Source organism: Sphingobacterium paludis, assembly GCF_004364125.1.
Classification (GTDB): Bacteria; Bacteroidota; Bacteroidia; order Sphingobacteriales; family Sphingobacteriaceae; genus Sphingobacterium; species Sphingobacterium paludis.
Map to the genome: position 1 here is coordinate 79,432 of NZ_SNZV01000004.1, position 13,344 is coordinate 92,775.

8 protein-coding genes are annotated in these 13,344 nt (G+C 43.8%); 4 read left to right on the plus strand and 4 right to left on the minus strand.

The features are described from left to right. Nucleotides 1–825: 825 nt before the first annotated feature. The gene (locus B0I21_RS08605) at nucleotides 826–2,346 is read right to left on the minus strand and encodes a gliding motility protein RemB (protein ID WP_133640075.1); all 1,521 of its coding nucleotides are present in this window, start codon (nucleotides 2,344–2,346) and stop codon (nucleotides 826–828) included. Nucleotides 2,347–3,105: 759 nt separating this feature from the next. On the opposite strand from B0I21_RS08605, the gene B0I21_RS08610 reads away from it, so the two are divergent. The 3 genes from B0I21_RS08610 (at nucleotide 3,106) to B0I21_RS08620 (ending at nucleotide 5,254) form a co-directional block, all read left to right on the plus strand. Further along, a complete protein-coding gene (locus B0I21_RS08610) occupies nucleotides 3,106–3,573 on the plus strand; it encodes an adenylyltransferase/cytidyltransferase family protein (protein ID WP_133640076.1) in 468 nt (155 codons plus the stop codon). 162 nt (nucleotides 3,574–3,735) lie between these two features. Continuing rightward, nucleotides 3,736–4,167, plus strand: coding sequence for an adenylyltransferase/cytidyltransferase family protein (locus tag B0I21_RS08615; RefSeq protein ID WP_133640077.1), 432 nt, complete (start codon nucleotides 3,736–3,738; stop codon nucleotides 4,165–4,167). Between the two features lie 88 nt (nucleotides 4,168–4,255). Next, nucleotides 4,256–5,254 carry a mannose-1-phosphate guanylyltransferase gene (locus B0I21_RS08620; RefSeq protein WP_133640078.1) on the plus strand — a complete coding sequence of 333 codons (999 nt, stop codon included), beginning with the start codon at nucleotides 4,256–4,258 and terminating at the stop codon, nucleotides 5,252–5,254. A gap of 95 nt (nucleotides 5,255–5,349) precedes the next feature. Here B0I21_RS08620 and B0I21_RS08625 read toward each other — a convergent pair whose 3' ends face one another. Then, nucleotides 5,350–7,875 carry a prolyl oligopeptidase family serine peptidase gene (locus B0I21_RS08625; protein WP_133640079.1) on the minus strand — a complete coding sequence of 842 codons (2,526 nt, stop codon included), beginning with the start codon at nucleotides 7,873–7,875 and terminating at the stop codon, nucleotides 5,350–5,352. Nucleotides 7,876–8,167: 292 nt separating this feature from the next. Here B0I21_RS08625 and B0I21_RS08630 point away from each other — a divergent pair, with 292 nt between their 5' ends. After that, nucleotides 8,168–9,127 (plus strand): Rpn family recombination-promoting nuclease/putative transposase, encoded by a 960-nt coding sequence (locus tag B0I21_RS08630; protein WP_133640080.1) that lies wholly within the window; start codon nucleotides 8,168–8,170, stop codon nucleotides 9,125–9,127. A 77-nt stretch (nucleotides 9,128–9,204) separates the two neighbouring features. Here B0I21_RS08630 and B0I21_RS08635 read toward each other — a convergent pair whose 3' ends face one another. Continuing rightward, nucleotides 9,205–11,604 (minus strand): TonB-dependent receptor, encoded by a 2,400-nt coding sequence (locus B0I21_RS08635; protein ID WP_243835996.1) that lies wholly within the window; start codon nucleotides 11,602–11,604, stop codon nucleotides 9,205–9,207. Nucleotides 11,605–12,112: 508 nt separating this feature from the next. Continuing rightward, nucleotides 12,113–12,721, minus strand: coding sequence for a hypothetical protein (locus B0I21_RS08640; RefSeq protein ID WP_133640082.1), 609 nt, complete (start codon nucleotides 12,719–12,721; stop codon nucleotides 12,113–12,115). Between the last annotated feature and the right edge of the window lie 623 nt (nucleotides 12,722–13,344).

A 13,344-nucleotide genomic window follows, 5' to 3' on the forward strand; every position in this document is an offset into this window, starting at 1 on the left:
ATAAGTCACAAAAATATTATTTATTAAGCATCCTTTCTGTCAATTTTCACACCCATTGTTTTTTTTGTAGTGTTATCGCTACAAGCTTTTGTAGCTATGTGACAGCTTGGGGATTTTGACTGGTAATAAATGAGGTCGTGGAAAATCAGAACCAATGAGCGCGATAATCTTATCCCTTCTTGGCAGGAGAAGATTGGTTTTTTCTCTTCGAGGTTGTTTTAGCTCGTCGATGAAGGTATTTGACGTGAATGTATTCTTCAAATGCGGTTGCCTACACGGAAAACACCTATTTATAATGGAATAAATGCGGTACTATCTGTTTTCTTAGTTTTTGGTATGCGCTTTGAAAAAGGTATATCAGATAACAAGAAATAAAAACGAACTTAACACACATCACCATGGAAAATATAGAAGTAAGAGCAGCGCAATTAGGTTTAAATAAAGGTTATTACATGCTATTAATGGCTATTTTGGAAGAACCGATTGAAACGGAAGAGCAATCCACGCAGATCTAAAGGACACATATACATATACACATATATTTAATGCGAAGAGAGCGGTATTGTTTCAATATCGCTCTTTTTTGTGCGCGTACCTTTCGGTCTATGTGGCTGTGTATTCGGTATTACCTGCATTTCTGTTATACCGTACTGCCCAAATGTAAGATTAAACAGTTAGGGAAGACCTCCGAAACGGAAGATCAAAAGTGTGTCGAGACGGCCCAATGGCTAGTTGTCCAAGCGTAGGCATTTTCCATTGCCGCAGCCTCCACTTTTTTCAAACCCAAGGCATATACCAGTAGCGACTAATTACCAAACCCGATGATTAATACTCCGTTTGGAAGGTGCGGAACGATGAGCGGAGACCAATTGTAAATATGGTTGCATTCGTCTTTTCGTTCGTGGCAATGATGTTGTGTTGCCTATTGATAAGACCGAGCTCCCAGCGAAGATTGTACTTTGGATTAAGCACATAAGCCACCCGAAGCTCATTGTAAAACAAGTTGGTGGCTTGCCCTTGACCAATTCGAAAACGATCTACGCCAGGTTGGCTTTTAAATATGTCACCACCGAAGTTTTCTGCTGGCATCGCATCGTCGCCGTAGCGAGCAAACATACTTTGCCCATAAACGTCCCAACGCTTCCATCGGTAGGTCGCAATGCCGAGCACCTCCCTAAAGTTGGCGCCATTGGGATGTGCGAGCGGATCGCCGTCGCTGCTATAATTGAGACGGTTGTTGGGGTGTTGGTAGGTGTAAGGCGAGGCTTGGTTAAACTCTGCTGATATATTTAAATTCTCTACCGCTAAAAAGTCGTAGGTCTTCGCGCCTAGCTGGTAGGCCATGCGCCTATCGCCATCTTTACTAAACGAAATTTTGCCAAGGTCATCCGCGAAAGCTTGACCATAGATGATGTATTTATCCCAAGGTTGGTACTTAACATTAAGCCCTAGTCCACCATTCACTTTCTTGTCGTTACTTTCGCTGTACCGCGACCAGATGAGTGAGTGAAACAAGCCTAACGTAAGCTTATTGCTGGCTAAGTAATCGATATAATGAAATGTGGCATATTTCGAAGCATTCCCTAAACGCTCGATCTCTATACTGTTGGGGTTATATATCCTTGGATTTCGACGATCCAGCATATAAGCCCAGACAGAGTTGTACTGAAAACGGTTCACTGTACCGGAAAACTTGGCATGTGTGAAATTGTAGGGGTTGTCAGATAAAAGTACGGAGCGATAACCCTCGCCAATGTGCATTTTATCATAAGCTAAGCTGATCAAAAAAGCATCACTTACTTTATAGTTCAGATTGGCGGTGGTATTCATCCAGTCAAATTCCTGTGTGGGAATATTTTTCGAGAAGCCTTGACCTGGGAGGCCACCGAGGGCACTTGCGGCACTATCGATATGTGTTGGGAAACGCGCTTGCGTTTCAAAGAAAGAGAAGTAAAATGTAAACTTGTCTTTTACGGAGAGACCAGCCTGCACGCCTCGTCCATTCGTCCAAAGAGTCTTATCGTTCGTGCCTGTCTGTTTACCAATAACAAAATCAGGCAAGAAATCCGCGTAGAAACTATGATCATCTTTCACTATTTCAATAAGGTGCTCTTGAAAAAGCTTACGGTGCAACCAACTCCTACTGCTGTCGCGCGGAACAATATCATAAGCGCTATCTAAATTTTTTCCCACGAATGGTTTCACCGCTGTATGTACTGCTGAGTCGCCGTAAATGGTCTTTGAATAGCGATTGTAGTGTTGAAAGGAATAAGGTTGGTAATATAGTTGAGCTACTGCGCTTTGAATGCACGTCACCGCAAAAAGTAGTAAGCCAAATTTTCTCATTTTTTAATTTACGCGAATATAGCAATAATCGTACCTCGTCCAATTTTTTTCTGGTTCGTAGTAGATTTTAGTAGATAGTGCGTATTGAGAATAGCTAGTAGTATGTCGTAGTCGGTAGATAGAATTGCGTAGTGCGTACAGCGTAGTGAGAAATTCGACGTATCATCATAATTGCACCTCCAACAATTAAGCTAAATGTCGCCTCGAAAGCTTTGCCATATGTAGACATTTGCCATGGCACAAACCATTCCTGCAAAGGTTTCAAGCGACGGGGTTTTGATTACTTTTGCCCTACAAAAGTAATGCCCTGTCCTGGCCAAGGATGGAAGGGTTGAGCCAGGGACAATCTTTAAAAAGCAGAACTGACCTTACAAAAGTAAGGCCCTGTCCTGGCCAAGGATGGAAGGGTCTGTGCAGGAAGCAATTCTTTTGAACAAAAGACTTGGATTTTCTAAAGTGGCCACCGCGCGCGGTGGAAAGGGCTGTGAGGTAAACAATCCGTTTAAAAAACAAAACTCCCTTAAAAAAAACAACATTTTCAATTTTTTGCTGTTTACATGTTGTACACGTATTACTTTACTATTAAATAATGAGATGGTTGCTTCTTTTTCAAAAACAAAAACTAAAAATCCGTATATTAGTGGCATAAATATCAACCGTTGAAAAAGAAAAAGAAGGTTGACAGGCATAAGAAATCTTCAGCTCTTATGAAAATGCTGCTTATACTTTCGGATATTATTAAATCTTGATTTAGAAAACATGAGAATCGGAATTACTTTCTCCGCTTTTGATCTCCTCCATGCCGGACACATCAAAATGCTTGAAGACGCTAAAGAGCAATGCGACTTTTTGATCTGTGGTTTACAAACGGATCCTACACTTGACCGCCCGGAAAAAAATAAGCCAACACAGACTGTTGTGGAGCGCTATATCCAGCTAAAAGGCTGTAAATACGTCGATCAGATCGTCCCTTATGCCACGGAGCAAGATTTGGAAGATATTTTACGTTCATTTAAAGTGGATGTTCGTATCTTGGGAGACGAATACATTGAGAAAAACTTTACGGGCCGACAATATTGCGAAGAAAAGGGCATTGATCTGTATTTTAACAGCCGTGACCACCGCTTCTCAAGTTCTGGCCTGCGTCGCACCGTAGCAGAGAAAGAAAGAGAAAAGAATGGCACAGTGGTACTGATGGCAGAAGAGACGAAGAAGAAAGCGAAGTAAGTTCCTTGTCTGCAAGGCTGATGTGCCTTACGGTCGTGGAAAAATGAATGTATAGCGGAAACTATGTTAGCGACAAGAGGTAGTGGTTTTTATGGTGTAGCGAAACGTTAAAACTGCGCTCCTATACGCTCCTCATTGCGTAGCTTGATTAACAATAAAACTATGAAAATAGGAATTACATTTGGGGTATTTGACTTGCTGCATGCAGGCCATATCATGATGTTGGAGGAAGCAAAAAGACACTGCGATTACCTGATCGTAGGATTGAATACAGATCCTTCGGAGGTGGATCCTACGAAGAACAAGCCCACGCAAACGGTTGTAGAGCGCTATATCCAGTTGGAGGGTTGTCATTATGTCGATGAAATTATTCCTTACGAGACAGAGCAAGATTTAGCTGACCTGCTACAGGCACTACACGTGCAGGTGCGTTTTATCGGTGAAGAATACCGAGATAAAGACTTTACCGGCCGTAAATACTGTGTAGAGGAAGGTATTGAAATTTACTACAATAAACGCACACACCGTTTCTCAAGCCACGGCCTACGTAAGGTTGTTGCGGATAAAGAGGCAGAAAAAGTGGTGAAAGGCTGATAGGCCAAAATTTGGATGGGCATGAGGGGTGCGCTTCAACGCAGTTGCCACATCAACCCAAACCTTCACGGAGATACAGAAATTAAAAATGAGTAATAACGTACATGTTATATTATCGGGCGGTGTGGGAAGCCGCTTGTGGCCCCTATCCCGAAAAAGCAATCCAAAACAATACCTAAACCTTTTTAAAGAAGGTTCTCTTTTTGGAATGACCGTGTTGCGAAACCGCGCCTTGTGCAATAAGGTGATGGTGGTTGGCAATTGTGACAATTATCAGCTAAGCAAAGAAGTGCTGGACAGCCAAGGTGTAGAATACATCGATATCGTTGAAGCGACTCCTCGCAATACAGCGGCGGCAATTGCGTTCGCTGCCTTTGCTGCGGCGCCGGATGATATTTTGATCGTCACGCCTTCTGACCACGTGATTGTTGGAGAGGATGACTATTCTTCGGCCATACAGACGGGAATAGCAAAAGCAAAGGAAGGCTATATCATCACTTTCGGTATAAAGCCCACACGGCCTGAAACAGGTTACGGCTATATTGAATATGAGGGTGATAAAGTGCTTTCATTCCGGGAAAAACCAAACCACGATACGGCAGAAGATTTTATTGAACGCGGAAATTTTCTGTGGAATTCAGGCATGTTCTGCTTTCGTGCAGATACGTTCTTAAGCGAGCTCCAACAGTTTGAACCCAAAGTGTATGCAACGGCATTAGCCGCGTGGCAGCACCAAAAGGATGGTCGACTAGATGAAGGCTTTTCGAAGAAAATTCCATCCATTAGTGTAGATTATGCGGTGATGGAACGCTCAAAAAAGATTCGCGTGGTAGCGACGCAATTTCAATGGTCTGACTTAGGATCTTTTGAGTCGTTATATGATTATTTACGTTCTACAGGCTATCCGGTGGACGAAAATGGAAATATGATCATTGGATCGGATATGTATACAGCTTTTGTTGGATTGAAAAACACCATCGTCGTGTATACCGATGATGCTTTGCTATTTGTCCAGAAAGAGAAATCACAAGACGTTAAAAAAGTGTACAATACACTCGAAAAACATCAGTCAAAATTGATTGATTAATAGTAAACTTTACAGAGCGATGTTTTACATCGCTCTGTAAAGTTTATGCTCAACGGCATACGCCTCTCGCCCCTACCTATTTATTTCTAGCTCGGTTAGTCTAGCTTCCACTGGTTTGTGTAGTACCCTGCGCTGATGACGCCGGAAGCGCCTTCTTTCAGCATGTCGTCATGGAAAAACATGTAATCAGGGAATCCGCTTGCTCCGGCGAAATACTGGTTGGCCGTGGCGGCCCGCATTCCTGCAAGGCCTGTCCCCGTGATAACGGCAACAGAAAGCTGATCGTTATCGGTTCTTTTCCATTGGAAATAGCCGCCAATGTTCATTCCTTCAAATTTCTGATCGCCCAAGGTAAGTCGTCCCTTCACCACAGCTATCGGACAATCGGCTAAGAGCTTTTTCCAGACGCTATTCGTCTGCGCATTACCCACCAAGATAATGTTGCGATTTCCATGCTCTTTTTCGTTGTAATCGACATCAGCAATGATATCGAATGCGCCATTGCCCCTGTAATACCAAGATTCAGCATCATAACGGGATTTCTCTATGGCCCAGGCATTCTCTTCCGGGCTTCCCTTTGTACCATATACATACAACATACGGTGGTTGAACGCTTCCTTAAATGTGCCATTGCGATGAGGCCCCTTATCTGCTTTGCTCGGCGCATCGATCACTCGCCACTGATTGTCCCTTTTATGCAAATAGACAAGCTGTTGCTTAGCAGTGTTGTAATGATAGGAAACTGTGTTAAGGCTATCGAGTTGAATAGCTATTGTATCTCCAACGTGAAAATCGCGGATATCCAAGGCGAGCGTGGCTATATTTCGGGTTTCGCCGGATAGGCGTCTATGCACTATGTCGCGGGAAATCTGCAGGTGCGCATATTTCAGCGGTGTAATCTGTTGGTAAATTGTAGCCCAGGCGTAGTTGGCGGATATACCTGGATTAGCCGTTTTAAAATCGATATGATGTATAGCACTGTCGGGTTTACGCTCATGCCATTTGAAATAGTCAAACAGCGGTTTCCAGTCGACACTCTCATTGCTATACCAATGCGAACCACCAGGATATTCATAATAGCTGAAATCAGGATGAAATTCACCTAAAACACCGCGCATCTGTCGGGCATAATCTACGGATACGGTACGATCATCATCACCGTGAAGGATATAGACGCCTAGATTTTTATAATTGGAGGCATACGCGATAACATCGCTTTGGTTGCTAGCACGGAGCAAGGTTTTTTCGAGTGCCGTAGTCGCTTTTTCCGGGATCAGTCCATCGGCCGACCCATAGCCTTTCAGCGTGGGATAGCCCGCGCAGGGCGCTATGGCCGCCCATTTGTTGGGGTAGGTAGCGCCCAAAAACCAAGTGCCATGGCCGCCCATCGAGTGACCAGTGAGATAAATTTTCTGGGTGTCCGGCTGGAGCGTTTGTTTGGCAAGTTGCAATACTTCTAGTGCGTCGAGCCGACCCCAGTCTTCCCAGTTGAAGCCACGGGGGCGACGATTGGTTGGTGCAATGAGCGTTCCCCAATCTTTCGCCGTATAGGCTTGCGCCTGACCGAGTGCCTCAACGCCGGCGCCGTGTACCGAAAAGAAAAGCGCTTGGCCTGCTTTTTCGCCACCTTTCGCCGGATTTACAGCATAGTACTGTACGCTGTTGTCGATTTCGCTGGTGAAGGTCACGCGGTAAGGAACATCAGCCGTGACGCTACGCAGGGCGATGGTCGCATCGTCCAATAGGTTCTTGTCCTGCAAAAGCTGAAGACTCGCCTGATTCTCACCCAAAGTATTCACGGTAGACGCGTCGACTGTGATTGCTACTTTGCGCGTGGTTCTAGCGGGAATGGTAGGCAGTAAAACGCGTCGTGACTTACCTTGTATACTACTTTCCACATGTAGCCCTTTCAAGGCTTTAGCGCTGTTGTTTACGACAACGATTCCCAATTTTAAATGGTTGTTGTCTCGGCCTTGTACGATGTCAGGTAAGGTTAGATCTGCTGTAGCAAATGTAGCAGCCTTGGTCGGGAATTGCAGGTTGGCAGATATGAATGCACCGCGGACAAAAAAATCATTGCGTCCTTTTTTCAACTGTATCGGTAGCAGCATATAGCCCATCCGGTAGGGGTCACCAGCATGCAGTTCGCCATTGACAAGCACGGCGCTATTCCCTTTTATTTGCAGGATGGCGGCTTGCTCTTTTTCGGCGGTGTAGCTTAAATAGAGGTAGCTGGATCGCGGCCCGCGGAATTGTTGCGGATTAGGGTTAGCGACCCGGGTAGGCTCTGCCGCAATTCTGCCAGGCCCGGGAGGGTTATTAGGTGAACGCAAGTCTCCGGTGCTGGAACGCTGCGGACGGAAGAACCCCGATGTATCTGCCGATACCTTGACCCATGCAGATTGATTCATGCCGTCCCAGACGGCATTTTCTACAGGCCTTTTGAAATCTTTACCATAGTAGCTCCATAGAAACTGGTCGGTGTAAATAGCTTCCCTACCGTAGGTATAGGGTACTTCGAGATACAAACCTTCCCGGAAGGAATATGTTTCTTGGGCGTAGGTTTGCGTTGTAAAAATGATAACATAAAGACTAATGATCCGGATTATAGGGTTGTTCATAGAGGGATAGGTATGTGTGTCGTAAATATGGTTAAAAATAAAAAAAATAGTTTCATCACGGATGTTTGCAACACAATTTATACAGCTAAGAGGCTCGGTTGGTGCGAGCCAAAACTACTTTTAAATCTTGCAGATTGCCTTTCTGCTGGAGCGGCAATGGTGGCAACGCGGCCGTACGCATAGTTCATGTTCAGCTGATTCCGGAATGTTGTGCTTATAAAACAAAACAATATGTTTGCTGTGTTTAGTTTGTTTTTGTTATTTTTAAAGAAAACCATTATAAGTACGAGTTATGAAAAATCCAATGTATATCGATTTGACGACGGATTATGCTTTTAAGCGAATATTCGCATCTGGAGTAAATAAGGACTTGCTCATTAATTTTATAAACGAAGTGTTTAGGGGGAGAAAGAAAATTATTGATCTTTTTTACAATCGAAATGAATACGTGGGTGACAATGAAGAGCTGGGTTCAGTCATTCTTGATTTATCATGTACTGCGGAAGACGGATCTAAAATCATTTTGGAAGTGCAAACTAGCCCGCAGCTGAATTTTAAAAGACGGATGCTCTACTACGGAGGAAAGCTGATTGCTGACCAAGCGCCCAAAGGAAATCGTAGGGGCTGGAACTATGGTATTGCTGCGGTATACGTCATTGTGCTGATGGAAGGGTTTGTTTTTTCCGAACAGGTAGAAGGCAATTCGGTTTTTCAAGATATCTGCCTCTGTAACAGCGATACGGGCGCAATTTTTTACGAAGATTTACATTTTATGTATATACAATTGCTTAACTTTACGAAAGCAAGCGAACAACTGGAGAGTGATTTGGACAGGTGGTTATATATTTTAAAAAAAATGCCATTAATGGATAATCAGCCAGCATACTTACAGCAGCCTTTGTTTGAAAAGCTATTTGAAGTCGCTCGCTACAGCAAACTAAACATGGAGGAACGCGCTATGTATGACATCAGTTTAAAGCGAAAATGGGATCAAGAGGCTGTTCGCCAATATCAGGAGCAACAGCTGGAGGAAACTATCCAGAAAGGCTTGCAACAAGGAATAGAACAAGACATAAAAAGAGGCATAGAGAAAGGATTGGAACGAGGCGTAGAACAGGGATCTGACGCAAAAAGTTATGCTATCATAAAAAGGATGATTGATCGAAACGGATGGTCGGATGAGGTGATTGCTGATCTGGTAGAGGTTACCGTTGATTACGTTAAAGAAGTTCGTCGACAGGAGACAAAATAAACAACACGTATGCTATATTTAAAAGGCCCGATGAGATCAATCTCATCAGGCCTTTTAATTTGGGCTTTGGCGAGTTTTTAAAAGTTATAGGCTACGCTTCCCAGTATGCTACGTGGCATTTGTGGATTTACGGTAGACCAACCTTTAAAGTATGTCTTATCGGTAAGATTGTTACCCTTCACGGCGATATCAAACTTTTTGTACGCATATGAAACACTAGCGTTTAATAACGTATAAGCCGGCACAACGAATACACCAGTAGGTAGGCTGTTTGTAACAAGGTTTTCGCTCGCATGGTTTACTCCGAGACCAAGCCCCGCACCTTTCAGAGCACCGCTTTGCAGTTGATAGTTTGCCCATGCATTGAAAAGGTGCTTAGGTCCGGCTTCCGTCGGGCGAAGATTATTTACAGAGGCTGCCGCCTTCGTTATCCTACTGCTGTTACGACTGTAACTCATGATAAGATTTAGCCCATCTACGGGAGCCGCTGTTAGATCGAATTCTACTCCGCGGCTAAGACGAGTGCCATCTTGAACAGTGATGTTGAACGTTTGCCCGTCGCGCTCAATGCTTTCTGGGCGTGTCATATTGCTTACGCTGATGTCGTAGTAACTAGCCGTCAGTCCTAAGCGATTGTTCAACATATTTAACTTTACGCCGGCCTCCCATTGGTTGGCTTGTTGCGGTTTTAGATCGCCTGAAATATCAGGTAGCGGTTGCACCACAGGAGCAACATTTCTAAATCCATTTTGATAATTTGCAAACAGTGATAGCCGTTCTTTCATAGCTTCGTATACAAAACCGATGCGTGGGGAGAACGCTAGCTGATTAAACCCGCCTGTCGTCGTATCCCGATCAAAATCGTATGTCCCTTTGTTGTCAAAATAATCCATACGTAGCGCTAGCATAAGATGCATGCGTGGCGTGATATCCAACACATCAGAGATGTAGGCGCCGTACGCTTGTGTAAGTCCGCGGTTATTTGTCGCTGCAAAAGTGGATGCGGCAATAGCTGAATCGATACGATTTGCGTTGAAGCTATAATATCTGGGATCATCGTAAGCCGTGTTGATCTTGTCCACCAATACGTAAGGCGAATTGTGTGACTCAGCGCGTTGCGAAAGAAAATCTAGACCCACCAAAAGGCGATTTCGCATATTTCCGATTTGAAAATCACCAACGAAATTCTGTTGCGCGTTGATGGTTTGCGCGACGTAGTTTTGTTTGGCGGCTAAACGGTCAATTAACGTATCTGTAGCGCCGGTATACATCACATATTGGAAGTATCCGTCCGCTTTGCGACGATTATAGACGAGGGTGGTATTTGATGTCCATTGCTCATTGATACGGTAGGTAACATTTCCGCGTAAGTTTGTTGTTGGATTTCGAAAAGTTACGTCGTTATTAGTATACGATTTATTAAAGTCGAACTGTAACTCATCCGGTGTTCTTGCTTGTAGCGGTCGAGCACGATTTAAAAATACCATGAGCGGATTGGTGCCCTTACTATCGTAGATCTCCGCATCAAAAAGGATATCGAGTTTCTCATTAGCTTTGTAAAGCAAAGACGGGGCGATAAAGAATGATCTTTTAAAACCGGCATCTTGGAACGTGCCGTTGTTGGTGTAGGCGGTGTTTACACGACCTAAAAGTTTTTTGTTTGCGGTGAGTGGGCCATAGACATCAGCCGTCACGCGATGCTCGTTGTAACTTCCGAAAATATAATTTACGCGCCCGCCTAAGGTATCAAGCGGTTTTTTTGTAACGTTGTTAATTAAGCCTCCGAAACCGACGGCTGCGCCCCCGTATAATGATCCTGACGGGCCCTTGATAACCTCAATGGTTTCTAGGTTTGCAGGATCCGGGCTAGTACTCGCGATACTCACCACACCGTTTACCATCGCAGATTGTGTCGTAAATCCGCGGAGCGTATAATAGGCTACACCATCGCCTGGACGACCTGTAGACGACCACAGCTTATCCAGGCCAGCTACATTTGCCAAAGCATCATCGTAATTTGTGTTCACTTGGCTCCGAAGCAGCTCCTGTGTAATCACGGCATAGGATTGCGGATTTTCCAAATTCTTCAAAGGCATTTTAGCGACATAGGGGCTGCTGTTGCGTGCGTATCGGTTTGCCACACCATTGACGACAATCTCATCAAGAGCTGCACGGTCTTCGACAAGATAAAGTGTTGGAACTTCCATTCGCATTCCCTGCACATCAATCTCGCGGTGTTGCGTAGAAAGACCTACCGAAGAAAGGATAATCGTCTGTGGTCCTGTTGGAATATTTTTGAAACTGTAGGTGCCTTTTGCGTTGGTAAAAACAGTTACCGATTGCGGCATTAGTTTGACGGTAATGCCTTCAGCGGGTCGTCCGTCTGAGGATAGTACCTTTCCGTAAATTTCGGTTTTTTGTTGTGCGAGGATGAGGACCGGAAAAATAAGGGATAGGATAAGTAGAAAGTTTCTCATGTACATGATGTGTTGCGTCTTAGTCTTATTTGGACTTAATTTAAATTGCGCAAATCTATTGTTCTTGCTTTAGAAATCAAAGCGAAAACGAAAATACTTGATCCGAATAATTGCAAAAACCGTAAAAATGCGGATACGTAGCCTATCCGAGGTAGATAAGGTCGGAATTTAATACCGAGTGAATAGGGACAGGCTCAATTTCGAAAGCAAATAATAGCCTACATGGGCTCTGGCATTAAGCGGGAAAACAAGGAGCTAAATAAGCTCTTAAACGCGGAAGGAGTTATGTGCGTGATCTCCGCTGGGGCTAAGTATGATAAATTGAAAACCACAAACAACGGAACGAGCGGATGCTTATCGCGCAATTTTTGAAGACGGCACTTAAATCCTGGAATCTGATTTTCCAATAGAGGTGAGCAAAGCGACCAAGGAAGATCTCGATTGCTAAGCGCTCGGCAGTTATATTTTAGACGGCAACTGATCTGGTGATAGGAGAAAAACGAATGGATTACTTTTTAGTTGGTCTGTAGTAGAGAAATATACTCCGTTTCGATAGGCTGCCGTCAAGCTTCTTGCTTAGACTGGTCTTGCGCGCTAAATGTCGGCCCAGATATTTTTTCAATAGTTCATGTAGACGTCCAGATTCAAGGTGGAGGTCAAACTCTCCTCGGAAATCGACTAGCATTTGGGCAATAGACCGTTCTTGCTCGAAATAGTCTGTTTGTAAAACGATGTACGCAACATATTCTCGCTCTCTTTTGGTTCCCGTGCTTTGGGGCTTTGCTAGAAACAGTTCTTCCTCTTCTTTAAAATATCCTTTTCGTTGATGCAAGAATTTATTCCGGTAGTCTTCCAGCGTTTTTAATTGCTGTTCTGCAATCTGTAGCGGTAGTGCAAAATCAAAAAAATGAGCGAGCGAAAGAGCAAATGGTGTGCAGATCTTGTCGATGGTTTCGACGGATATAGGCAACGTGCCGCTGTGATAGCTACGAATGGCTTTCTCGCCCACGCCTGCAAAATTAGCTAGTCCGACAATCGATAAATCCGTTATAGCTAGTATTTCGTCGATACGGATAGCGATTGCTTTTGCTAATTGTTTATTTTCTGCTTTACCCAAAATGATCTGTATGTTAATTTTTTTAAAAACTTTATTTATTTTCTTACAATATTTTGTATATTTGAATGTGGTTCGATGTTGTGGGGGAGTGTATTGCGTTAAGATGAATTGATTTTCTCTTGCGACAGGATGCAAAAAAGGACTAAATTGGTCATTGTAGGTAGTTGTTTACCGTTGCACACGCCAGATTTTGCCTTTTACTTAACAGAAGTCATTTTGAGCAGGATATTTGCTTATTCTCTTAAGTCTCCCGACATAGGATCCCAAAATTAAAACGCAATAAAAGATTTACATCATGACTAGATGTTTGCTCCATGTCGATAGAAAGGTGGCTTGCCTACAAAGTAGGAAGGCTACCTACGTTGGGTACAGCTACCCTATCGATCTAGCAACGCCGCCTTGAAAGAAAAACAGAGGATAGACATAGGGATGTACCAACGGAAATGGTAGCATAAGGTTAGTATATAGGCGAGTCACTAACCCATGTTTGGCTAGTTTTCTTTTGGCACACACCATGCTCTTCTGTTCTACCGGCCCCATAACATTAAAGAACGCTTTAACGAATTTTGTGGGATTGTCCCAGCTAATATTCGATATTCTACACACCTAAATTAGCAACAATT

Bases quoted from the DNA above. Each gene is read 5' to 3' on its own strand.
- B0I21_RS08620 (WP_133640078.1), top strand. From the start codon at position 4,256: ATGAGTAATAACGTACATGTTATATTATCGGGCGGTGTGGGAAGCCGC.
- B0I21_RS08605 (WP_133640075.1), bottom strand. From the start codon at position 2,346: ATGAGAAAATTTGGCTTACTACTTTTTGCGGTGACGTGCATTCAAAGC.
- B0I21_RS08635 (WP_243835996.1), bottom strand. From the start codon at position 11,604: ATGAGAAACTTTCTACTTATCCTATCCCTTATTTTTCCGGTCCTCATC.
- B0I21_RS08630 (WP_133640080.1), top strand. From the start codon at position 8,168: ATGAAAAATCCAATGTATATCGATTTGACGACGGATTATGCTTTTAAG.
- B0I21_RS08615 (WP_133640077.1), top strand. From the start codon at position 3,736: ATGAAAATAGGAATTACATTTGGGGTATTTGACTTGCTGCATGCAGGC.
- B0I21_RS08610 (WP_133640076.1), top strand. From the start codon at position 3,106: ATGAGAATCGGAATTACTTTCTCCGCTTTTGATCTCCTCCATGCCGGA.
- B0I21_RS08625 (WP_133640079.1), bottom strand. From the start codon at position 7,875: ATGAACAACCCTATAATCCGGATCATTAGTCTTTATGTTATCATTTTT.